The sequence below is a fragment of the Staphylothermus marinus F1 genome (assembly GCF_000015945.1).
Taxonomy (GTDB): Archaea; Thermoproteota; Thermoprotei_A; order Sulfolobales; family Desulfurococcaceae; genus Staphylothermus; species Staphylothermus marinus.
This window is the reverse complement of record NC_009033.1, coordinates 163,169-186,017: the sequence shown is the minus strand read 5'-3', so window position 1 is coordinate 186,017 and position 22,849 is coordinate 163,169. Positions and strand designations below refer to the sequence as shown.

At 34.3% G+C, this 22,849-nt stretch carries 25 protein-coding genes; 13 read left to right on the top strand and 12 right to left on the bottom strand.

From position 1 onward, the window contains the following. Positions 1–194: 194 nt before the first annotated feature. The 3 genes from hypA (at position 195) to SMAR_RS00880 (ending at position 2,386) form a co-directional block, all read left to right on the top strand. Positions 195–605, top strand: coding sequence for a hydrogenase nickel incorporation protein HypA (gene hypA, locus SMAR_RS00890; protein WP_011838481.1), 411 nt, complete (start codon positions 195–197; stop codon positions 603–605). Further along, positions 602–1,342 carry a P-loop NTPase gene (locus SMAR_RS00885; RefSeq protein ID WP_011838480.1) on the top strand — a complete coding sequence of 247 codons (741 nt, stop codon included), beginning with the start codon at positions 602–604 and terminating at the stop codon, positions 1,340–1,342. The genes hypA and SMAR_RS00885 overlap by 4 nt, the downstream gene beginning before the upstream one ends. A gap of 87 nt (positions 1,343–1,429) precedes the next feature. After that, on the top strand, positions 1,430–2,386 hold the full coding sequence (locus SMAR_RS00880) for a hypothetical protein (RefSeq protein ID WP_011838479.1): 957 nt from the start codon (positions 1,430–1,432) through the stop codon (positions 2,384–2,386). A 63-nt stretch (positions 2,387–2,449) separates the two neighbouring features. On the opposite strand, the gene upp is transcribed toward SMAR_RS00880, so the two are convergent. Further along, positions 2,450–3,106, bottom strand: a complete 657-nt coding sequence (gene upp / locus SMAR_RS00875) for a uracil phosphoribosyltransferase (RefSeq protein WP_011838478.1) — start codon at positions 3,104–3,106, stop codon at positions 2,450–2,452. A gap of 121 nt (positions 3,107–3,227) precedes the next feature. On the opposite strand from upp, the gene SMAR_RS00870 reads away from it, so the two are divergent. After that, positions 3,228–4,520 carry an ArsB/NhaD family transporter gene (locus SMAR_RS00870; protein ID WP_052833772.1) on the top strand — a complete coding sequence of 431 codons (1,293 nt, stop codon included), beginning with the start codon at positions 3,228–3,230 and terminating at the stop codon, positions 4,518–4,520. 20 nt (positions 4,521–4,540) lie between these two features. After that, the gene (locus SMAR_RS00865; protein WP_011838476.1) at positions 4,541–5,371 is read left to right on the top strand and encodes a universal stress protein; all 831 of its coding nucleotides are present in this window, start codon (positions 4,541–4,543) and stop codon (positions 5,369–5,371) included. Between the two features lie 3 nt (positions 5,372–5,374). Here the strand turns inward: SMAR_RS00865 and hypD are convergent, their stop codons facing one another. Together hypD and SMAR_RS00855 are read right to left on the bottom strand one after the other, a co-directional pair. Continuing rightward, positions 5,375–6,514, bottom strand: a complete 1,140-nt coding sequence (gene hypD / locus SMAR_RS00860; protein ID WP_011838475.1) for a hydrogenase formation protein HypD — start codon at positions 6,512–6,514, stop codon at positions 5,375–5,377. A 5-nt stretch (positions 6,515–6,519) separates the two neighbouring features. Then, positions 6,520–7,149, bottom strand: a complete 630-nt coding sequence (locus SMAR_RS00855; protein WP_244372442.1) for a nucleotidyltransferase family protein — start codon at positions 7,147–7,149, stop codon at positions 6,520–6,522. A gap of 186 nt (positions 7,150–7,335) precedes the next feature. Between SMAR_RS00855 and SMAR_RS00850 the strand changes: the two genes are divergently transcribed. Then, on the top strand, positions 7,336–8,082 hold the full coding sequence (locus tag SMAR_RS00850; RefSeq protein WP_011838473.1) for an ABC transporter ATP-binding protein: 747 nt from the start codon (positions 7,336–7,338) through the stop codon (positions 8,080–8,082). Further along, positions 8,082–9,374 (top strand): ABC transporter permease, encoded by a 1,293-nt coding sequence (locus SMAR_RS00845; RefSeq protein WP_011838472.1) that lies wholly within the window; start codon positions 8,082–8,084, stop codon positions 9,372–9,374. The genes SMAR_RS00850 and SMAR_RS00845 overlap by 1 nt, the downstream gene beginning before the upstream one ends. Before the next feature lie 27 nt (positions 9,375–9,401). On the opposite strand, the gene SMAR_RS00840 is transcribed toward SMAR_RS00845, so the two are convergent. After that, positions 9,402–9,890, bottom strand: coding sequence for a hypothetical protein (locus SMAR_RS00840; protein WP_244372440.1), 489 nt, complete (start codon positions 9,888–9,890; stop codon positions 9,402–9,404). Positions 9,891–10,075: 185 nt separating this feature from the next. Between SMAR_RS00840 and SMAR_RS00835 the strand changes: the two genes are divergently transcribed. Beyond that, complete coding sequence (locus tag SMAR_RS00835) at positions 10,076–11,581, top strand: leucyl aminopeptidase (RefSeq protein ID WP_011838470.1); 1,506 nt, start codon at positions 10,076–10,078, stop codon at positions 11,579–11,581. A 36-nt stretch (positions 11,582–11,617) separates the two neighbouring features. Here the strand turns inward: SMAR_RS00835 and SMAR_RS00830 are convergent, their stop codons facing one another. Continuing rightward, the gene (locus SMAR_RS00830) at positions 11,618–12,283 is read right to left on the bottom strand and encodes a DUF47 domain-containing protein (protein WP_011838469.1); all 666 of its coding nucleotides are present in this window, start codon (positions 12,281–12,283) and stop codon (positions 11,618–11,620) included. A 319-nt stretch (positions 12,284–12,602) separates the two neighbouring features. Between SMAR_RS00830 and SMAR_RS00825 the strand changes: the two genes are divergently transcribed. Further along, positions 12,603–12,980, top strand: a complete 378-nt coding sequence (locus tag SMAR_RS00825; RefSeq protein WP_011838468.1) for a helix-turn-helix domain-containing protein — start codon at positions 12,603–12,605, stop codon at positions 12,978–12,980. An 82-nt stretch (positions 12,981–13,062) separates the two neighbouring features. Here the strand turns inward: SMAR_RS00825 and SMAR_RS00820 are convergent, their stop codons facing one another. Next, the gene (locus SMAR_RS00820; RefSeq protein ID WP_011838467.1) at positions 13,063–13,392 is read right to left on the bottom strand and encodes a ribbon-helix-helix domain-containing protein; all 330 of its coding nucleotides are present in this window, start codon (positions 13,390–13,392) and stop codon (positions 13,063–13,065) included. 305 nt (positions 13,393–13,697) lie between these two features. Continuing rightward, the gene (locus SMAR_RS00815) at positions 13,698–13,958 is read right to left on the bottom strand and encodes a 50S ribosomal protein L13e (protein WP_011838466.1); all 261 of its coding nucleotides are present in this window, start codon (positions 13,956–13,958) and stop codon (positions 13,698–13,700) included. Positions 13,959–14,084: 126 nt separating this feature from the next. Here SMAR_RS00815 and SMAR_RS00810 point away from each other — a divergent pair, with 126 nt between their 5' ends. The 4 genes from SMAR_RS00810 (at position 14,085) to SMAR_RS00795 (ending at position 16,595) form a co-directional block, all read left to right on the top strand. Further along, entirely contained in the window at positions 14,085–14,375 is a 291-nt protein-coding gene (locus SMAR_RS00810; protein WP_011838465.1) for a DUF211 domain-containing protein, read from the top strand. Between the two features lie 18 nt (positions 14,376–14,393). Further along, complete coding sequence (locus SMAR_RS00805; protein WP_011838464.1) at positions 14,394–15,134, top strand: BUD32 family EKC/KEOPS complex subunit; 741 nt, start codon at positions 14,394–14,396, stop codon at positions 15,132–15,134. 199 nt (positions 15,135–15,333) lie between these two features. Further along, positions 15,334–16,023: a hypothetical protein gene (locus SMAR_RS00800; protein WP_011838463.1), complete on the top strand. Its 690-nt coding sequence runs from the start codon at positions 15,334–15,336 to the stop codon at positions 16,021–16,023. Then, positions 16,014–16,595 carry a YfcE family phosphodiesterase gene (locus SMAR_RS00795; protein WP_011838462.1) on the top strand — a complete coding sequence of 194 codons (582 nt, stop codon included), beginning with the start codon at positions 16,014–16,016 and terminating at the stop codon, positions 16,593–16,595. Before SMAR_RS00800 ends, SMAR_RS00795 begins: the two co-directional genes overlap by 10 nt. Before the next feature lie 5 nt (positions 16,596–16,600). Here SMAR_RS00795 and SMAR_RS00790 read toward each other — a convergent pair whose 3' ends face one another. The 5 genes from SMAR_RS00790 to SMAR_RS00770 all read right to left on the bottom strand — a co-directional run bounded on the left by SMAR_RS00790 (position 16,601) and on the right by SMAR_RS00770 (position 22,807). After that, positions 16,601–17,944, bottom strand: coding sequence for an NfeD family protein (locus SMAR_RS00790; protein ID WP_244372438.1), 1,344 nt, complete (start codon positions 17,942–17,944; stop codon positions 16,601–16,603). Next, positions 17,941–18,729 carry a slipin family protein gene (locus SMAR_RS00785; protein ID WP_052833905.1) on the bottom strand — a complete coding sequence of 263 codons (789 nt, stop codon included), beginning with the start codon at positions 18,727–18,729 and terminating at the stop codon, positions 17,941–17,943. Before SMAR_RS00785 ends, SMAR_RS00790 begins: the two co-directional genes overlap by 4 nt. Positions 18,730–18,859: 130 nt before the next feature. Continuing rightward, on the bottom strand, positions 18,860–19,483 hold the full coding sequence (locus SMAR_RS00780; protein WP_011838459.1) for an HD domain-containing protein: 624 nt from the start codon (positions 19,481–19,483) through the stop codon (positions 18,860–18,862). Between the two features lie 3 nt (positions 19,484–19,486). Beyond that, the gene (locus tag SMAR_RS00775) at positions 19,487–20,569 is read right to left on the bottom strand and encodes an ABC transporter ATP-binding protein (RefSeq protein ID WP_011838458.1); all 1,083 of its coding nucleotides are present in this window, start codon (positions 20,567–20,569) and stop codon (positions 19,487–19,489) included. 30 nt (positions 20,570–20,599) lie between these two features. After that, positions 20,600–22,807, bottom strand: a complete 2,208-nt coding sequence (locus tag SMAR_RS00770) for an ABC transporter permease (protein ID WP_011838457.1) — start codon at positions 22,805–22,807, stop codon at positions 20,600–20,602. Positions 22,808–22,849 lie beyond the last annotated feature (42 nt).

Genomic DNA, 22,849 nt, shown 5'->3' with positions numbered 1-22,849 from the left:
GTATTTGGATGATTAGGACATGGTTAAGCTATTACTAGATATGTTGTTTTAAAAATATAAATTACTTAATTTTGTGTGCATAATTATTAATTGATAGTTAGAACATAATTGATCATAATCGCTTATATTCATATAAGGCATTATTTTCTATACTGATTCTCGTCAAAAAATATTGATAATGTGGCGGTGGAAGAATGGTTCATGAATGGGCTCTAGCTGAGGCATTATTAGATTATGTTGAGAACTATGCTAAACAGAAAGGTATTAATCATGTTAAGAGATTAGTGGTAAAGCTAGGTGTTCTGCAAAGTATTGATAAGGAAATTCTTAGTTTTTCTCTGAACCAGTTACTTTCTCTGCGTGATATAGTAATTGATAAGATTGATCTTATCGATGAACCTGTTGTTTTAAAATGTAGGAGATGTGGCTATGAGTGGAGCCCTAAAATGGATGATGTAGATGAATCTATTAGAGAGGCTATTCATTTCGTGCCTGAAACAGTGTATTCATTCTTTAAATGTCCTAGATGTGGTTCTAGAGATTTTGAAATAGTTAAGGGTAGGGGTGTTGAAATAGATTCTATAGAGCTTGGTGAAGAAAAATGAGTGATCCTAGACTACTAGTTATTCCTAAAAGGCTTATGGGTGTTAAACATATTATACCAGTAATGAGCAGTAAGGGAGGAGTCGGTAAAACACTTATATCTACAGTTTTATCGCTCATATCAGCGGATAATGGTTATAGAACGGGACTTCTTGATCTAGACTTCACAAATCCATCAACACATATTGTTCTCGGAATAGAGCCTGACAAGCTAGAGATCATTGAGGAAAAAGGTGTGATCCCTCCAACAGTATACGGAGTAAAATACATGAGTATAGCACTGTATAGTGGAGATAATCCATTGCCTCTAAGAGGAGAAGCGGTATCTGAAGCTTTTCGAGAAATACTAGCTATAACTAGATGGGGTGATCTAGATTATTTATTTATTGACACACCTCCTGGGATTAGCGATGAACACTTAGAACTATTGACATACCTAGGCGATAGAATAGAAGCATTATTAGTAGCTACTCCTAGCCCATTATCGATAAAGAGTGTTGAGAGACTAATTGAATTACTAGTTGAAGGAAAATATAGAATTAATGGTTTAATCGAAAACATGTCGGATACTAGGAAACTAGTAAGTGTTTCTAAAAAATATAATATCCGATACTTAGGTAATATACCATACTATCACGACTTAGATAACATTATTGGTAATATAGAAAAAATAAAGAATTCTGACTTCTGGAAAACAATGGTGGCTATTTCTAAAAACATTTTTGACAAAAACAGTTAATATTTAAATATTCGAAGCATCAATTTTATATATCGTTAAAAATATCTATTTCGATCTACCTATATATAAAGGGGTGTATCCCACATAGTGCCCTCTAAAGAAGAGAGGCCTAAAATATTCAGAGATATAGTGTTTAGGAGCAGACTCCTCCTCGAGGGAAAACTAGTTAGGTCTGTGAGGAGTAATGCAGAAATATCAATAAATAATCTCCTACGCGAAAGCAAAGAAAATCCCCTATATATTACCCTAGTTACAAATGTTGAGGGTACAAGTATTAGAGCTCATTTATATGGTTATAAAAATGAGGTACTTGATTGTTTCCTAGATAATAATCCCGATATCGAAATGAGTGAGTGCTTAAACCTAGTTTCTAACTTATTAAAAGATACACTAGCTGAGAAGAGAATAAATATGCACGTGTTTCCCCTGGATTTAATCAAAGACATGATTCAAGGAGAAAAACCTGGATCTACCGCTATAGTTAAACCAGTTGCCAAAAAAGTCGTTGTTGAGGAAAAACCAATAGATTTTCCATATATTGAATACTTATTACTAAACGAGCTCACTAAGATAGGATTAATTGTTGATCTTGTGCATTTAACTATGATTGAGAGGGATATTGTTGCTAACATTAAGTTGTCAGAGGTAAGTGAATTGCCATCATCTTTAGATGTAGCATTTATTGTTGGAGGAATTATATGTGAAAACGCCTCTATTCATGGAAACATAGTTGTAAATATTATTCATAAGAAAAAACATAATATAACGCTAGGCTATAATGGTGACAGAATCAAATGCATAGCATTAGGTCTAATACCACGCATGTTGAAAGACTATGGATTAATTCTGAGGAAAATAAACTATCAAGATACAGGGAAAGCATTTATTCTAAAACTTGGCTTAAAACAGTATGCTTCAGAGCTGAAACATGATCCCATGGAGGTTGTTAAACGTATTCAATCCACAATATCTAGCATAATAGGCAAAGAAGTTCATGTAGCTATAAAGTATGGGTTATTTGGAAAAGAATATAGAACTTATTAAAAATAATTCAGCATAATTCCCGAAATATAAAGTTAGGTGTGAATTAATCAATAAATAATTAATTTACACTCTTTTCTCTTCAACATAATCATGGCTCAATCCTCTATCGCCAGCATCTCCTAAACCGGGTACTATAAAGAATTTATCGTTAAGCAATGGATCTATGGCCACGGTAATTATTGGAATATTTCCTAATTCTCTTCTCACATATTCAATTCCAGGCTTACTCGATATGATAGTTAGAATAACAATATCTTTCGCTTTTTTCTCTCGTAGCTTCTTAATCACTTTAACTATTGTTTTACCAGTTGCTAGCATAGGATCGATGAGTAGGATAGTATAGATTGATAGATCCTCTGGTAATCTCTCATAGTATACATCAACCTCGACTCTATCAGGATATTCATGTCTTCTAGCTGCAACAAGGCCTAGTCCAGCCCATGGTAATGCATCCCATATACCTTCAATCATCGGTATTGATGCTCCAAGAACACCTACGATCAGGACAGGCTTACCTATTTCTAACCCCTCAGACTTTGCTAGTGGTGTTTCTACAAATACTTTTTTCCATTTCAGATACTTGGAAGCTTCATATCCTAGTATGAAACCAAGTCTTCTAATATAGTCTCGGAAAACTTTGGGAGTAGTTCTATGATCTCTTAGAATAGTTAGGTAGTATTTCGCTAATGGATTATCAATTATTATTAGATCGTTTCTCATATATACCCTCCAACATATATAGTGATCAATTCCTAAATATTTTTTGTAGATAAATATTTTAGAGTTAATCAATATAACATAAGAATTCTGGTAATAATAAAAGCACATACGATGACAAGTGGTGATATCGGTTTACCCATTAATAGGAGCTCTTATATTAATACTGCTTTACACGTTATTAACGCTGGAGATTGCTCATAGGACTGTTGTTGCATTGATAGTTGCTGGACTTGTAATGATTCTTAATATTTTCCTTCACTTCACTAGTTTTCGAGAATTAATAGATAGTATAGACATAGATACTATATTATTGTTGATGTCTATGATGATAATGGTGAGTGTGCTGAGTGAAACAGGGTTTTTTAATTATTTATCTTCAAAAATACTTGGAAAATATTTTAGTAAACCCTATACATTAGTTGTTGTTCTAACTGGTGCTACAGCATTAATATCGGCTTTTATCGATAATGTAACAACTGTTCTGATAATATCTCCTATAGTTATAGAGATTACTGAAAAATTAAGGGTGGATCCTAGACCTTTGCTTATAATGATAGTCTTTGCATCGAATATAGGTGGTACTGCTACGTTGATAGGTGATCCTCCGAATATTCTCATAGGATCACATGCTGACCTAGGATTCATGGATTTTATATATAATGTTGCACCTGCAATAATATTGGTGTTTTTAGCATTTATTATTGTGGTAAGATTTTTGTCTAGAGATTGGTTCCATGACTTCTACTCGAAAGTGAAACGTGTTAGCCTCGGAGAAGTATCATATATAGCTTATATAGATAAGAAACAAGCTGAAAAAGTTATTTTACCGTTCTTGTCCGTAATATCTTTATTTACCCTAGAAGACGTTCTAGGTTATCCTCCAGCCGTACCTGCTCTAATAGGTGTCGCTCTACTCTTCATACTCGTCGGCAGAAGAATTAATATTGAAGAAGTGCTTCACAGAGTTGATTGGACTACACTGGTGTTTTTTGCTGCAATGTTCATGACTATAAAAGGTATAGAAAAACTTGGATTAATGCATGAAATAGCTACCGGTATACTTTCATTTTCGGGAAGCTATATCGTCTTAATGCTTATGATCCTCTGGATTTCAGCAATAACATCGGCTTTTATAGATAATATCCCGTTTGTTATGACCATGCTACCAGTCCTTGACGAGATATTGGTTCATTTAAACTATAATGCAACACCATTGTATTGGGCGTTAAGCTTGGGAAGCTGTTTAGGTGGAAACGGTACATTGATTGGTGCAAGCGCTAATGTTGTAGTAGCAGGTATTTCGGAAAGGCACGGGTATCCGGTATCATTTAGTGGATTCCTTAAATATGGAATGACCGTTATGATCTTATCTATTATTGTTTCATCAATATATTTAATACTCCGTTATGGATAAAATGATCAGAGGGAACATTTATGTTAAATATAAAAAAAATTCTTATACCAGCCATTAAGAATGAAATAATATCCTTTGCTACCGAATACGGTATAACATTATTTCCCGATGCGGTATATCATCTTGTATCAGTTATTCCAAGCATGAAGAGGAGATCACTATACACTCGTCTCTACGTGGGATCGTTTAGAAAGATCGCTGAAGATGCTTTTCAAGACATAGAGATAGTTTTGAATAAACATGATTGTACAGCTATTAAAAAAGCAATATTGAAAGGTAACCCCGTCAAGGAAATCAGGAAATACGTTAAACAATATAAAATAGATTTAGTAATAATTACATCATCGGCTACTCCTACCCCGCCCCCAAAACTAATAGGATCTACAGCAACAAAAATTATAGGTTCCTTAGAGATCCCCATCCTTATTATTACTCCATACTCCTATGTTAATAGAGATAAATTAGAGAAAAACAAGAATGGTATTGGTGTTTTATGTAGGGATCCTGCACTGATCAATAAAGCGCTAGGGTATGCTTACTATATAATTAAAAAACATGGTTTTAAACATAGACTAAGAATAATTCTGCCACACACTAAGGATCGCATAGTGGATCAAGAAATACTTCGGAGACTTTCAAATATGGGTTTAAAAGTTGACTTAACACTTATTAGATCCGATAATTTAGATATCTTTGTTGAGAAAGCATTAAAGGAAGCTCAAGATTTGTATTTATTGATTACAATGCGTGGTTGGAGAAGAATTGCAAAGATACCTTTTCTAATGGGAGGGCTTTCAAGATATGAAAGATTATTAATTGGATTGTCACCTATACCCATACTTCTCGTATAAGAACTAGGTCTTTATTTTTAAAGGCAGATTTTCTGCCCATATTCTACAAGTTCCCTCACTACTAACCATGCATGGCCCATATGGATTACTTGGTGTACATGTTTTCATGAACAATGGGCAATCTGTGGGTTTCGATATACCAAGCGTTACCTCTGGACATTTACAACCCGGTAATATATCTTTTATTGGTTTGTCTTCTATTCCCAGATTATAGTATAGATCATGTTTTAAATAGTCTCTTGAATGATATCCGCCGCTTTTAGGAACAACACCAATACCTCTCCAATAAGCATCTCTTACCTCATATACTTTGCTCATCACTTTCTTAGCAAAGACGTTACCTTCAGGCTTCACGACTCTTGTGTATTCATTTATTAGTTTAGGCTCGTTTTTATCCATCATATCTAGTATATAGTATATTGCAAGCAATACGTCTATAGGTTCAAAACCTGCAACGACTGTTGGTATGTTGTATTTCTCGGGTAGAAACTTCCAACTATTAGATCCTATAACTGCTGATACATGCCCGGGAGCTATTACTCCATGAATAACTGCTTCCGGCTTCTCCTCAAGCAAATACTTCATGATGGGAGGTGTCAATCTATAAGCAGATAATATAAGCAGGTTCTCAGGCACTACCTTATTATATAGTGGGACAGCGGTTGAAGGCATGGTTGTTTCGAAGCCTACTGCGAAGAAAACATGTTTTCTTGAAGGATTTCTGCGAGCTATTAGAATAGCATCTAAGAAGCTATAAACAATACGTGTGTCTCCCCCATGTATTCTTGCATCAAATAAGCTTCTAATACCTCTTAGTCTAGTGCCCGGTAGTTTATAGGAGTCTCCATAGCTTAGTATAGTGTATCCTTCCATAGATAGATCTATTAGTAAATCTACGTAGTGGCCGGGAGTTATGCATACAGGGCATCCTGGCCCAGCTATTAGCTCTATATTATCTGGCATAAGGGATCTTATACCGTAGTGTGTAATAGTCCATTCATGTGTTCCACAGAAATTCATTATTTTAATAGTATCGTATCCCTTCTTCTTTAAAACGTGGGCTTTACCAGTTATTTTAGTGATAATATCTTTTGATATAGAGTTTTTCTCATATAGTTCTTTAATTTTCTTTTCGATACTCATCATTTTCACTTCTTCAACACGTATTTTACTCGGTTTAGATCATTGTATGTGTCGAGATCCAATATTACGCCGGGATAAATTGTGTCCACTACTATTGTTTCGTATTTATATTTTTTAGTAATGGCTTTTAATCCTCTTGTTTCTTCCGATATACTCATAAGCTCATTTATTAGATCCGCATTGAAAAGAATTGGGTGACCCCTCCTACTATTATATGCTGCAACAACTATTTTCGGCTTCTTCTCTCTGAATACATCCACGATTAAATCATATACTTCCGGCGGAGCCCATGCAGTATCGCCCGGTGCAATTATTATTGCTTCAATACTGTCTTTATATTTATTATATACATGTCTTATACCAGCTTTTACACTAGAACTCATTCCCTCAAGATAATTGGTATTGTAGACGAACTCTATGTCGCCAACCAGATCCTTTAAAACATTACGTATTCGTTCTTCATCATGTCCCAAAACAACCACTGTTTTATCCACATTCTTGCTATTTAGAATATTCTCTACCGTCCACCGAATAATCGGCTTATCTTCCCACATGAAAAGAAGCTTATTACCTGGAAACCTTCTACTAAGACCTGCGGCTAGCACTAATGCTACGATCAACTCATAACGCCTCATAGAATTCTGCTATTAAATAACTAATGTTTTTAGAGAAAGATAAAATTGTTAACAACATATAGATTAATGAACTGTTGCTACTTAAATAGAATGGATAACTTAAAAACAAGATTTGCTCATTTCATTTTTCTATAGAATAATGTTTTATAGGTAATCCCATATTATAAATTGAAGGTGTAAACAACTGTGACAAGACATAGTGATCCACTGGTTGTAGTTGAGGATCTTGAGAAAATATATTCTGGTAAAACACACGCATTAAAAGGTATTAGCTTCAAAATATATCCAGGTGAAATATTTGGTTTAATTGGGCCAAACGGTGCTGGTAAGACAACAACGCTTAGAATAATTGCAACAATTCTCTCCCCTACTAGAGGGGATGCATTAGTTGATGGTTATAGTGTTTCTAAGAATCCTGGCGAGGTCCGAAAAAGAATATCATATTTACCTGAAGAAGCTGGCGCATATAAGTATTTGAAGGGTTATGAGTTTCTTGAATTTATAGCTGGTTTCTTTGCTAAGAATAGAGAAGAAAGAGATAACATGGTTAAAGAAGCAGTTAAGATTAGTGGCTTAGGCAATAAAATCCATGATAAAATCAAAACTTATAGTAAAGGAATGCTTCGAAGATTATTAATAGCTAAGACGCTTATGATTAAGCCTAAACTGGCAATACTAGATGAACCTACTAGTGGACTAGATGTTATTAATGCCATGCGTGTCCGTAAAATAATTAAGAACTATTCTAGAGAATACGGTGTTACAGTTCTACTTAGTAGCCATAATATGTTAGAAGTAGAATTTCTATGTGATAGAGTAGCAATTATTCATGAAGGCAGAATAATAGCTAAGGGATCACCTGTAGAGCTAAAAACAAAATACGAAGCATTAAATCTCGAAGAAGTATTTATGAAAATTATTGGTGAAGAGTAATGAGCGGATTTAAGCTAGTTCTTATTAAAGAACTAAAGAGTCTAATCAGAGATCCTAAACTATTAATAGCCATGCTTATAGTGCCTCTCATAATTACTGGGACAATGTACTATATTATTGTCTCTTTTACACAGCAAGCCGTAAAAGAAGCAGCGAAGCCCGGCGGCTTAGTAATTATAGTTGATGAAGACAAGGGTTTTTGGGCGAGAAACTTTACTAGTTTCCTATCACAGAGAAGATATAGCATAGTATATGGTGATTCAATAATGCATGCATTAAGATTATATGATAACCTCAATCCTATTGGAATAGTAGTGATACCTCCTGGTTTCTCACAGAATATAACACAAGGAAGGATCTCGTATTTAGGGGTTATTTTGAAGATAAAATCTATAAGTATAACAAGTATTAGCACTACAAGTAAAATCTTCAATATTATAAGAGAATACTCTATAAATATTTCATCAACCATTCTAGCTCAGAAAAACATAAATCCTGCATACGCGTTGTCGCCGATAATAAGTGTTACGAACGTTTATATTAAAGGGAAAGCCGTACATACAACGGATATTAATGATATTATGGGGACATTGCTTATGATGAATATTTTTATTCCAATAATAGTATTGTTCCTTGCAGGGATCGTAGCTCAATTATCTGCTACAAGTATAGCAGTTGAAAAAGAAGAGAAAATGCTTGAAACACTCTTATCATTACCCATGAATAGATTATCATTTATTGTTGCAAAAATAACTGCTTCAACCATTGCTGGTTTATTAGGTGCTTTTATTTATGGTGGGCTCATGATATGGTATTTTTCATCATTAGCATCTATTGGGGGAGGTTCGCAGGGGACTAGTCAGTTAGGTAATATTATTAATGTATTATCAAGTATTTACGGTTCGGAAAATATTGTATTATTGATTCTGGGTTTAGTATCTATTGTATTATTTGTTCTTGGATTAGGTGTTTTATTAGCATTATTTGTGGAAGATGTGAGGAGTGCACAAATAGCTTCTAGTTATATTATTCTTCCCTTATTCTTCGTAATGTTTATCGGGTTATTCTTGGATATTTCCAGCTATACACACATGAGCAGAATGCTTCTAGCATTAATTCCAATAGTAAATATTGGATTAATGCCGTCATACATATTCATAGATGACCAGGTTTCAATATATATAGCTATAATATCAAGTTTTATTTATGCATTCTTAATCATGTATATCGATTCTAGGCTAGTCAATACTGAAAAGATCTTTACTATAAAACTTTTTAGAAGGAGAAGATGATTTTGTAATTAATTAGAAAAAGCTTTTTCATCTATTTATTTCTACATAATATGTTTCCTTATATGGTAGTTCAAGAGTCCAAAGCTTTATGTATCCAAAGCTCTTTATAGGAATATCAATATATCCCTGAACCGTAACGTTAACTTTCTCATGAGTTGTTAATGCCCTCATTAATATTATTTTTAAAGCATCGCTTGGATCCATCTCTAAACAAAAATCAATATTGTTAATGCCCCTTTTTATCAAAATATTTTCTTTATATCCTTCGCCCAAATAGTTTTTATCAATATATACTTTATAGTATAGTTTCTCAATTGATACATCTAGGAATCCCGTATTGTTGACTTGGACACGAAAACAAACTATCACCTTATTTTTAGTGGGATTAAACGTTAATGTTTCTATAGATTTCATCTCGGCAGATATACTTTGAGCAGTAGCCCATAGTAGACCTATATAAATAATTATGCCTATAACTATTAAGCCAGTCAATATTCCCCATAGCTTTGAGATCACTTTTACCACCAATTCATATCCTCCTTAACATTTTTCATAATATAATCTCTGCTATGAAATTTATTTATTAAATTAGAATAGTGAAGCTTTACTTATTAACAATCCGTTGTTAAGCATAATTTATTTTAATAACATAGAAACATTCAACAATAAATGAGATAAGCATCTTATATTGGTGCTGAGTATTGACTAAATTAAAGTATAGCTTATCTGATAAGCCTTTAGAAAAAATAGATATTGATACTCTAATTGTGCCTGTCATTAGTGAAAATGGTAAGCCTAAGATTCCAAAGGAGATAAGAGATGTTTTTCAAGAACTAATAGATATAATTATTGATAGTGGAGACTTTAGGGGTGAAGAGAAAGAAGTAACGATAGTGTATGGTAAGGGTAGAATTAAGAGATTAGTATTGGCTGGATTAGGTAAGGAACCGGATCTCGAGACTTTTAGAGAAGCTATTGCTTCAGCTACTAATTCCATTGTTGAAAAACAAGGTGTTCGTGCAGGATTATATCTTCGAGACCTGAAAAATGTATTCAAAGTAGATGATTTAATAGATAATTCCGTCTTAACAATTGAAATTACACTATTTGACCCAGGTAAGCTCTTTAAGACTGAAAGCAAAAAGCTCAATCTAAGAGAAGTAGTCTTAATTGTCGATAACATAACTGAAGATATAGAGGAAGCTTTAAAAAGATCAGCTATTATAAGTGATGCAGTAAATTATGCTAGAAGAATAGCAGAGTCACCGAGCTCTATAATGAATCCAGCAAAAATTGAAGAGGAGGCTAGGAAGCTTGCTGAACAGTATGGATTAAAAATTAAGGTTTTCCATAAAGAAGATCTCGAGAAGATGGGGATGAATGGAATTCTAGCTGTAGGTAGTGGTGGAGGAGTTCCTCCTAGGCTGATAATACTCGAATATAGAGGGAGAAACAGTAATGAATGGGATTATGCTTTCGTGGGGAAAACTGTTACTTTCGATGCTGGCGGATTAAATTTGAAGCCTACAGGATACATTGATAATATGAAGTATGATAAGAGTGGTGGAGCAGTTGTTCTAGGAATAATGAAGGCAGTAGCCGAATTAAAACTACCAGTAAATATTGTAGCTGCCCTACCAGCTGTTGAGAACATGCCAGGGCCCAATGCGTATAAACCCAGAGATATTATTAAAATGTATAATGGATTAACAGTTGAAGTAGGAAATACTGATGCTGAAGGCAGACTTATTCTAGCTGATGCATTATCATATGTAGACAAGAATTATACGCCTAAACAAATATTTGATCTAGCAACACTTACTGGAGCAATAGTTATAGCTTTAGGAAACTATGCTGCTGGATTATTTACTGAAGACGATGATGTTGCAAAGAAACTATACGAGATAGGGTGGAAGATTGGCGAACGAGTATGGCGTATGCCTTTGTGGAAAGAATACTATGAACAACTGAAAAGCAATATAGCTGATACCAACAATATTGGGGGAAGACCGGCAGGAGCCATTACTGCCGCAGCTTTCCTAAGTAAGTTTATATCAGATAAGAAGAAATGGGTTCACTTAGATATTGCTGGAGTATCATGGGTTGAGAAAGGCTATCCTAAGAAACCATATTATAAACCAGCAGCCACAGGCTTCGGTGTTAGACTTTTAACGTATTATTTACTCAAAAATCTAGAGCAACTGTAGAAAAAGAAGTTTTTTATTTTGTCATCAACTAGCATATCAACTTGATATCGCTATTAATCTTACAACATCACTTGTATCTTCACATTTATCACTTATTGCCTCTAGGTCCTCTATAACATCTTTAAGAAGTATGCATTCCATCGTTAAATTCTCCTTGCATTGCATATATATTTTCTCTAATGCTTTCATTCTAATCTCATCTATTTCCTCCTCGTAATTTTCAACACTATGTGTTAATTCTATGGACTTAGAAGGATCAGTTCCTAGAGCCAATACACTATCAAGTAAAGACTTAGATGCTAGAACTGTTTTATTAATGATATCATTCATTAACTCAAGTACTTCTCGGGGTATTTTGTAACCTGTACTATATAAGCTTATTAATCTGCGTCCGGTCGCCTTAACATATGCTGCAATATCATCTGCAGTAAGTATAAGTCTTAGTAGATCTTCCCTATCTAACGGATGAATAAAGACGCCTTTCAAACTATAAAGAATCTCACGTTTAATCGAATCTGCGTTTCGCTCTGCTGTTACTATTTCACTATATATTTTAGTAGCATGATCTACATCATCGTTTATCAAGCTATTTATGAGTTCGTTCAGCTTTAAAACAGCTGAATGAACTGTTTTAATGTGTTCTAAGCTTTTCGTAATAATATCTTGAAGCCTTCTTCCACCTAACCAGCCCCACTCAGTCATTTGTTACACCTTGATAATTTATCTTCTTAAATCCATATAAATACCTAGGATTATTTATCAATATATTTTAAAGCATTTTGTTTTTGTTTTAAATGTTTAATTCATTTAATTAAAAATGCTAATATTGACATAAACGGAAAAAATAATTGTTTATTAGAAATTTGTTTAAATATTAAAATAAGTTCTGACTATAATAATAATTACTCATATAGTAGAGATTTGTATAATAAATCATAAAGTTTATAGAAGGAGAACAAAATATTTATATCGTGATATAAACGTTACATAGATTATAGAAAAGTGTTGTATGGTGGAAAACATGTCTGAAGAGGAGTTTTGTAGCATATACGATATAAGGTTCTTGATGAAAAGAGGAATTACTCTATCACCACCCTTGTGGAGAACACTGAAAGCAGTATTAGAATTAAAGAAGACTACGGCTGAAGATCTATCTAAAAAGACCGGCAGACCGAGAACGATAGAATCAAGGTATCTCGCAGAACTAAATAGACTCGGCATAGTAGCTCGTAAAAGGATTAGTAGAAAAGTATACTATATTGAACCCATAACCGCAGTCAAAGAAGCATTACAAGAATTTGGCCCAGATATGCCTGTTGAACAACTGGCTCATCAAATAAGTTTGCCGGCCGATATCGCCCGAATCATTATCCAAAAGATCAAGGAAGGCAAGTTATGAGGAACAAGAAGCTGATCAATAAGTGGTTAAGTAGTGTAATCAATTAGAAGAAGATCACCGATTTTATAATAAAGGGAACCCATTATTCTTTATTATTTTTATTTTCTTTTATAACAATGCCGAGAATAAGTCCATTAATCGTTAATAAAGCATCTTTATTATCATCTATAGTAAAATTCTTGCTATTTCTATTGAAGCGCTTCTCCATTGCTTCTATAAAAGCATATATTAATTGTTTAATAGCAAGGCTTCTACTCCTAAAACCGAGTTGTCTAATATATTTATCAAATCTCGAAATAGTATTCTCTTCAATTTTAAAACTTACAACCCTGCTGTGAGGCTTCAAATCTAGTACTATATAGTTATCCTTGCCATTTTCTTGTAGGCGTTCATCAAATTCTAGGCGTTCCACTCGAGCTCTATCCCCCCGTTGATCTCTTCACTGACTACTATTATATTGACTTATATATTTCAACTAATTACTTAGAACATTGGCTTTCTTTCCCATGAATATTTATTAAGAACAAACAATTTTTTTCAAAAAAATCCATTTTTCCTAGGATTTTTTTGTCAATAAAAACGCGGTGTGTGGGAAAGTTGTCCCACAAATAAATTTATATACAAATTAAATAAAAATAGTTTTTGAACCGGCCCCTGTGACTCTCCCGTAGATGCGGGAATGGGATGAACAGGGGTGACTCCCCTGGGCATTTCATTTCATTTATTCTCATTTTTAGCTATATACCCGATCTTTGTTAAATAATCTCTTAATGCTTGAACATTCCATTCATGTATGGTTCTTCTGCGTTTATCTATTCGTAGACCTAGTTTCTTTGCGGTTTTCAGATCTAAACCAACTGCTTCTAGTTCTTTCTTACTAAATCCTCTGCCTACGCGTAGACCGGGGCTTAAACCTCCATGTTTTCTAAGCATGGGTTTCCTTACTATAGGCTCGGGAGGTTGAATTTCTTTGCTCATTTTCTCACCCTAGTCGAAGATTGCCTATTACTTAATTATCGTTATGTATTAGCTTTTTTATGTTTTTATCTAAATCCTTAATAGCTTATTTTAAATATATTATAGTATTAGGTGATAGGGGAAGCCTTGATTAAGAGACTGGTATTGGATGTATTAATACCTATTAAAGGGCCTTCAATAGTTGATATTGCAGAAAACTTATCAAGAGTTAAAGGTGTAAACGCAGTTAATATTACTGTGAAAGAAGTAGATGTTGAAACACAAAACATTATAGTGGTCATAGAGGGAGAAAACATAGATTTTGGCGAAACCAGAGTCTTGATTGAAGAGCTTGGTGGAGTTATTCATAGTGTTGATCAAGTCGTTGCAGGTAAAAAAATAGTTGAAGTTCCGCGTGAGATATACGAGGAACTATGATTTAATTGGTGCAACTTATTGAGTGCTAAGCGTGGATTTATTGAAGTTGTAGAGGAGTTTTTTAAGCAGACAAAGATCTTGTACATTGATAATAATCCATTCATATACAAGCAATACTCTAAAGAACCCGGGCTTGTAAAATGGTTTTTTATTAAGGCAACTAATTTATTTGTTAAAGCTTATCCTTTCGTCTTAGAGCCTCAAAGCCGTATGCTTAGAGAGACAAGTTTTATGGAAGATGAATCTAAACTTGTACAGACTCCTCATATAATAGTTAAGGACTGGGTCTCTGTAAGCATTATTAGAGAGTATATTAATGGTATACATTTCGATCCATATTTTGACGAGAAAGAATATTTTAGAATAGGAAAAGAAATGGCTTTGATTCATAATTCAGGATATGTTATGGGTGACACAAAGTATACTAATTTTCTGAAAACAAATAATAAATTCTATGTAGTCGATGCCGAACAAGCTATTAGATCAAATTCGTATAGTTATATGTTTTGGGATATATTTGTCTTCATAACAACAATAATTTATAAAATAATGGCCGATAATCCTTTTAGAGGTAAAGATCTTGTTCGTGAAAGAATAAGTAGCTTTCTTAACGGATACATTTCGGCGATCGAACATGATTACTACTCTATTTTGAGTAATATAGATAAGTTTAATTATAAAACAATCATATTCGTTCTATTACCTTATCCATATTATACAATATTTAATAATATGATAAAACAATTAATCCATAACTAAACATTCATGTATTATTGATGATGAATTACTCCCGGAACGACTACTCTAGGGGATGATAGAGACACACCCAGCTGAATAACTAAATTAATTCAAATAATTGTTAAACTCCTTTTTAATAATAAAGTATCTTGGTGATGAATTTTCGGGGAGACCGATTTGGTGATGTAGCGGTTACCCAGCTGATTGGTTGGTGCTTGAAATGAGTGAAGTAGAAGATAAATGGTATATCATAAAAGGGCTTAAGCCTCCCATATATGTTGGATTAACTAGAAATGGCAGAAAAAGAATAATTAGTCTATTATATGTTCTGCTTGCTATCTTAATAGTTTTTGTTTTCATCGCTGAATCGTCCGGATTAATTCTCCAGGGTTTAAGTATGATATTATTGTTACTGATAATTTTCGGACAAGGACTATTATCCCTTCTTCCTACTAGGAAAAAAATGCTTAACTTATCTGATCAAAAATATATTAGAGGATTACTGGAGTCTATAAGAGATTATGTTTCCAAATGGAGTATTCCCTCCAACAATATCCCGGTTGCAGCAATACTCAGTAATGGAATATACATGTATATATACTATAGTGCTAATGCTAAACTATTAATTACATTTGTAAAACCGACCATGTTTTTCAAAATAGTACAAGGCAAATCCATCGTAAAGATTAAGTTTATTAAACAATATGGTAGGAGAACATGGAGAAATAAAGGATTAATTATAGGCGTTATAGATGCAGTATTTCCTCATCCTGAAATTAGGGGAATGAATATTCACATTAGAGGCAATGCAATAAAATTATCTACGCCGATTGAACACGAACAGATTCACGAAATAATCTCTAATTTTAATAAAATAGTAGAGCAAGGAGGTGGTATTATATGGCAGTAATCCTGGTTATTGGAGACACGCATATACCTGACAGAGCTGATAAAATACCTGATAAGCTACTGAATATAATTGAATATGGTAGACCTTGGGATATAGTAGTTTTCACTGGGGATTTCGTAGGAGAGAATATTTATAGATGGTTTCTAGGTCTTGGAAAAAAGAGTTATCCTGTGAGAGGAAACATGGATTATTTACCGTTGCCTAAAACACAAATATTTAAAATTAATGATATCACTATAGGTGTGCATCACGGTGACGGCGTTTATCCTAGAGGAGATATTCGAGGATTAACTAGAATAGCAAATCGGTTAGGAGCAGACATGTTATTTACGGGCCATACACATTCACCGTTTATCAAACATGGTATAACCAAGAATATATTGCTAATTAATCCAGGATCCTTAACTGGCGTTTGGGGCGGCGGAGGAGGGTCGATGAAGCCAAGTATGATGATAATTGAGTTATTCGATAATAGTTTAAGGATTGAACACTATGAGTTATCAATAGATCATACAAAGTTATCAATGAGACAGATAATAGTGAAGAAAAAGAATGGGGAATGGATACTATAAATAATTTATTTTTCTTTTTCCATATGAATGCTTATTTTTCTAACCTTCAATAATGGCCCCTCCTTGCCGATAACAACTATTTTATCTCCCTTATGGATTTCCTCATCACTAATTGCTTTCCAATACTCTCCCTCAACAATGACAAAACCAGGATTATTTGGTCCTATATTATCTATTGCTTTGCCAACCGAGCCTTCAGGTACTGTGGTTAATTTGGGTGGTTGTTTTTTGACTTTTATTATTTTATATAGTATGAAACCAGTGAATGCTCCGAGACCTATGCCTAGAGATATTCCTGTCCAGAAAAGTGTTGCTTGATAACTTGGAGAAATAAGCCATCCGGGATTGAGCATTGGGAGCAAAGCTATTGATAAGGCAATTAATATTATGCCGGTAAATCCTAAGACGCCAAAGCCAGGAGTGAATAATTCAATTGCTAAAGCAACTGCACCTATTACGAGCAATGCTAAACTAACAGCATTTATGGAGAATCCTGTACCAATAAGGGATAATATAATTAAACCAATAGCTAGAGGCACAACTAAGTAGTGACCACTAAGCAAACCGAAGATAAGCATTAATACTCCTAGTGTTGCCACTAAACTGTTTATTATTGGGTCACTAAGAGCTTTTACAACATAAACCCTTATACTACCACTATAATGATATAAAACAGCTCCTTTTGTTCTTAAGACGTATTCTCTCCCATTATCTAATTTAACCGTCCATCCATCAATCTTATTTATTAAATCATCCATATTTAATGCAATAACTTCTATTACATGATATTTAAGGGCTTTTTCAGCTGTTAAATAAAGATTTTTTCTAACAAATAATTCGGCGGCAGTCTTATTTCTGCCCCGATCCTCTGCGAGTGTAGTTATTATTCCTACAATTGGATTAATAATTTTAGATTCATTTATTGGTTTAAAAGTACCTGTTGTCGGATCATATAGTACTGGTTGTGCTGCACCGATAAGAGTTCCCGGAGCCATAGCTGCAATATGAGTAGCAAGCAATATAAGTGTGCCAGCACTCCAAGCCTGTGCTCCAGCTGGATAAACATATCCTATTACAGGGACATTACTATTCCTAATCAGCTTTATCATGTTATTCGCGGAGTCGAGAAGACCTCCAGGGGTATCAAGGATCATTATTAGTGGTGCATCTAGTTTTTCGGCCTCACTTAAAGCTTCCTCTAAAAGATATTGTGTACCATAATTTATTTCTCCATTTATATTAACAGTTACAATATAATGTGTCTCTTGGGAAAATACAGGTTTAATACTAATAGTCAATATGGTGAGTAATAAAAATATATAGAATAGTTTATTCAATATATTACTCACTCTCCACTACCACCACTGCCACTAGTTTTTCTAGATAGAGCAATAGCTGTTCCTAATAACGATGTTTCTGCACCGAGAGTTGATGGAGATATTATTATTAGGTTCTTCTCCTTAGCGATTTCTAGGAGTGTTTGTAGTTCTCTTAAACGTAGTGCTGCAGGATGTTGTTCATAGATTTTAGCTGCTTCGCCCAAGATTATAGATGCTTGTTTTTCTCCCTCGGCCTCAATTATTTTTGCACGTCTCCATCTCTCAGCTTCAGCTTGTCTAGCCATTGCACGAAGCATTGATTCTGGAAGTCTTACTTGTTTAAGAGTTACAGCTGTTACTTTAATACCCCAAGGATCAGTTACTTCGTCTAGAATTGCTTGAAGCCTCTTATTAATTTCCTCCCTCCTACTGAGGAGATCATCTAGTTCTACTTGTCCAATAATGTCTCTAAGTGTTGTCTGAGCCATCATCATTACAGCATAATGATAGTTTTCAACTCTGGTAACAGCTAGAACGGGATCGAATACCCTGTAATAAACTACTGCATCAACACCAACAGTTACATTATCCTTAGTTATTATTTGTTGTTCGGGAACATCAACAGTAGTTACTCTTAGATCTACTTTTATAAAATTATCCACGAATGGTATTATGAAGAAGAGTCCAGGTCCCTTAGCACCAAGAAGCCTTCCAAGCCTGAATATTACTGCTCTCTCATATTCTCTCACTATTTTAATACTCATTGCTAAGAATATTAATAGAATAATTACTAGAAATATTATGCCTGGCAACATCTCCTCTATTCCGAGAAAATATAGTCCAATATATGGGTATGGTAACAAATATGTTGCACCTCTTGTCTATCATGAATTATTTTATATGCCTACCTATATAGGTTTATTTCTATATAATGTTAAGATTGTATTAAACTTGTTTTATAAAATATTTTGTATCTAATTCATTAGATAGCATATCAAGTAGTTGTAATATTCTATTCGTTAATTCTTCAGCTTTTTTCCTACTATATTCAAAATACATTAGCTTTTTTAAATTCAATATTTTCTCGTAGAAATGATTTAGTGTATCCTTGAGAGATCTATTATTTTGCCAGGAATAATGAAAGACTCGGAGAAAACCTATTATACCCAGAGCATCTAGTTTATCTGCATCGCTTAAAATATATGCTTCAACTATTTCTGGTTTAATATTGTTTTTTCTAGAATAACTATAACTATGATATAGTATGACGTTTTTTATTTTATTAATTGTTAATTGATCCACACCATACCATCTAAGTATTCCCTCAGTAAAAATTGCTGAATAATATGCATGGGGTTCTCCAATAACTCTACCTATATCATGAAGGAGAATACTTGCCTCCAAAATAAAACCATCAATTTTATTCCCTAGCTTCTCTTCCTCTACAATTCTCTGAGCCCATTTCCTAACTCTTAATATATGTGGGTATCCATGGCTAAAGTCGTCTCCCATTATTTGCTTTGATAAGTTTTGGAGAATAGGCAGAATAGTGGAATATTTATTGATCAATTTTTATTCCCAACGTGCAGGTATTACGATAACATTATCTTTTGGAGCAACAAGTTTTAGTTCTTGACCGACTGTAGGATACATAGTGTTTGGCAAGTATACTACAAGGCTTGTCTTACTAGTGGATAATCTAACTTCTACTCTATCACCTAAGAACATTACTAGGTCAACTTTTCCCACAATATAGTTATCTCGTGGAACACGTGATTCTGTTATCTTCATTATTTCAGGCCTTATTACTACAGCTACTTTACTAGGTAGATCCTTATGGGGCGATACACCTAGAATATCAGCATCTAGATCAGGGATTCTTACAAGTGCATATTCATTCTCCCATCCCAGAAATTCACCGTATAATATATTGCCTCTACCTAGGAAATCTGCTACAAACAGGTTTATAGGCCTAAAATATACTTCTCTCGGCGCACCATATTGTAATAGTTTGCCTTTATTCATAACTGCTATCCTATCACTTATACTCATAGCTTCTAATTGATCGTGTGTGACATATACTGTTGTAATACCTAGTTTTTTCTGAAGCCTCTTAATTTCTTCTCTCATCTCGATCCTTAGTTTCGCATCTAAGTTGCTTAGAGGCTCATCTAATAATAAAACACGGGGTTCCACCACTAATGCTCTAGCTAATGCAACTCTTTGTTGTTGGCCACCACTCAATTGAAGCGGGTAACGGTTTTCAAGTCCTTCGAGCTTAACTAGTTCCAGAGCCCATTTAACCTTTCTCCGTATATCTTCCTCTGATAATCCAAGTTGTTTCCTCCTTATCCTTAAACCATAAGCTACATTATCATATACTGTCATATGTGGCCATAAAGCATAGTTTTGGAAAACCATCGCTGTATTTCTTAGATATGGTTTAAGAAATGTTACTTCTTCATCGTCAAAATACACTTTTCCCTCTTCTGGGACTTCAAATCCAGCAATTATTCTAAGAGTAGTTGTTTTTCCACAACCGCTTGGACCAAGCAATGTGAAAAGTTCTCCTGATTCAACCTCAAAGCTTACATGATCAACTGCTATTACTGACCCATACACTTTCGTTACGTTTTCGAGTCGTACACGAGTCAAAACTTCTCAACCCCATTATTATTCATAGTTTTACACACCTATGAATGCATATCTCTGCTTGAACACAAGCACAACTATAGATACAGCTAGTAATTGGAACAATATAAGTAATACTCCCATCGAAGCAGCTATTTGAACACCATAAACGGTTGTTCCCTTATACGCCATCATCATCGCAAATGTCATTGGTGCTTGGTCAGGTCTTAAACCTCCGATCGTAATGCTTGTGCTTACCTCTGTACTAATATATATGAATCCAATGATTGCACCACTAATAATATATGTTAGTATGAATGGTAGTATAACACCAAATATAACCTTAGACCTAGAAGCACCTAGATTCAATGCGGCTTCTTCAAGTGCTTCATGAACCTGCTGGAAGCCTGCAAAAACAGATCTAACCACGAATGGCAATTTACGTATGCTATAAGCTATTATTAAGACAATCCATGCTTGGAACGTTGTAGGACCACTTGTAGGATCTAGAGGTGTTCCACGGAAGAATGTCGAGTAGAAGTAGAAGTATCCCAGCGCGATTACTAGGCCAGGAATTGCGAGAGGTATTGTAGCTAAGGTATCCATGGTAGGAGTTATTACTTTAATCCTTGTTCTACTTACACTATATGCTATCATGATAGCTATTGTAGTAGCCAATACTACTGCTGCAGCAGCATATGATAGAGTGTTTCTAATATATATAAATATATCTGGATTCTTGAATAGAGAGATAAAGTATTCAGGTGTGGCTTGATCAAGATTTATTGCGAACCCTCTTGGAGGCATTATATTGAATGCAAGCAGAATTACGCCTATTTGTGGCATTGCAGTAAATAGGATTAATGGTAATAGGAATAAGTAAACAAATAGTAGTCCTTTCCATCCAAGCCTTCTCTCACGTAAAGTCCATCTACCACCCCTGCTGATCATAGCATATGATCTCATACCTACATAGCTCCTAATAGCTAAGAAGCCCATAGCGGCTAAGAATAACATTACAAAACCTAATGCTGCTATCTCAGGTGATACTATCCCCGTCTCCGAAGTGAAACTACTATAGATTTGATAACTCATAAGTCTGTCTTCTTGGAAAACAATGGGTGCGCCAAGGTCTTCTAAGCTAAATATAAACACTAGTACAGAACCAGCTACGATACCAGGCAATGCTAATGGAAGCGTCACGGTTAAGAAAAGTCTTAAACCTTTAGCACCTAGATTCTCTGCTTGCTCCTCCATACTCGGATCTAAGTTTATAAAGCTTGAATAAGCATTTAGATAAACTATTGGGTAGAACGCCATAATCTGTGCTAATGCAACACCAGCTAATTTATCTATTCTAATCCCCCAACCAAAAAGTGCCTGTGTCAACAGGGATATAGGACCTTGATCGCTGAAAAGTATCTTAATAACATATGCGTTAACAAATGGTGTGACAAACAATGGTATCATAGCCAATATTCTGAAGACGTTTCTGCCGGGAAAACTATATCTTGCAAGTACAAAAGCAACTAGTATACCGAGAAATGTAGCAGTTGATGTCACCACAACCGCATTTATCAAACTGTTTAATAGAATACCATAGTTTATACCTGTAACAACATAAACAGGTCTGCCGCCTATGGTTTGTTTATTATAGAACTGCTCCCATGGAAAGATCTCTAGCTTCACATATTTCCTATTAGTAAATATTCTAACAAAATTATAAAATACTGATTGACCAGGTGGCACCTCAAAAGCATGATAAAGCATAAGTAAAACAGGTGTTAGAAGAAATACTATGAGAATAGTAAAACCTACTATTATGAAGACCCACATTATAGGATCTATTTTATAAACAGCAGATCTAACCCTAGTCGAAAAAGAAATTTTTATCCTAGTTCGCTTACGGGCCTCTTTTATAGAAATTATCTTATCTCTAATATAACCCATTGTTGCTATTGATATTAAGGGTAAAAGAAAGAATGCTAGAGCGCGCGGATAACCCGGTATGTTTAATACTAAAACAAAGAAAATATAGATATATGATATGATCACCAAAAAGCTTAGAGAGAAGCTGAACATTATTCTCCTATAATCTATGCCTCGAAGAAACAAAATAAACGAGTAGAAAACTCCGAAAACCCATAAACCAACTTCATCTGCTGGAGCTATATAGGGTTGAATAACGAGATATATTATTGCAAGAATTAACCCTGCTAAGTACATGTGTTTTAGACTTAGCCTTGGCTCATAGTTCTGCAATTCTTTTTCTCCCTCAATAATTAAATCTAATTAATGAGGTTA

Excerpts from the sequence above, each read along its gene's own strand:
- hypA (WP_011838481.1), top strand. The coding sequence starts at position 195 with ATGGTTCATGAATGGGCTCTAGCTGAGGCATTATTAGATTATGTTGAG.
- SMAR_RS00885 (WP_011838480.1), top strand. The coding sequence starts at position 602 with ATGAGTGATCCTAGACTACTAGTTATTCCTAAAAGGCTTATGGGTGTT.
- upp (WP_011838478.1), bottom strand. The coding sequence starts at position 3,106 with ATGAGAAACGATCTAATAATAATTGATAATCCATTAGCGAAATACTAC.
- SMAR_RS00865 (WP_011838476.1), top strand. The coding sequence starts at position 4,541 with ATGTTAAATATAAAAAAAATTCTTATACCAGCCATTAAGAATGAAATA.
- hypD (WP_011838475.1), bottom strand. The coding sequence starts at position 6,514 with ATGAGTATCGAAAAGAAAATTAAAGAACTATATGAGAAAAACTCTATA.
- SMAR_RS00855 (WP_244372442.1), bottom strand. The coding sequence starts at position 7,149 with ATGAGGCGTTATGAGTTGATCGTAGCATTAGTGCTAGCCGCAGGTCTT.
- SMAR_RS00845 (WP_011838472.1), top strand. The coding sequence starts at position 8,082 with ATGAGCGGATTTAAGCTAGTTCTTATTAAAGAACTAAAGAGTCTAATC.
- SMAR_RS00830 (WP_011838469.1), bottom strand. The coding sequence starts at position 12,283 with ATGACTGAGTGGGGCTGGTTAGGTGGAAGAAGGCTTCAAGATATTATT.
- SMAR_RS00825 (WP_011838468.1), top strand. The coding sequence starts at position 12,603 with ATGTCTGAAGAGGAGTTTTGTAGCATATACGATATAAGGTTCTTGATG.
- SMAR_RS00815 (WP_011838466.1), bottom strand. The coding sequence starts at position 13,958 with ATGAGCAAAGAAATTCAACCTCCCGAGCCTATAGTAAGGAAACCCATG.
- SMAR_RS00800 (WP_011838463.1), top strand. The coding sequence starts at position 15,334 with ATGAGTGAAGTAGAAGATAAATGGTATATCATAAAAGGGCTTAAGCCT.
- SMAR_RS00795 (WP_011838462.1), top strand. The coding sequence starts at position 16,014 with ATGGCAGTAATCCTGGTTATTGGAGACACGCATATACCTGACAGAGCT.
- SMAR_RS00785 (WP_052833905.1), bottom strand. The coding sequence starts at position 18,729 with ATGTTGCCAGGCATAATATTTCTAGTAATTATTCTATTAATATTCTTA.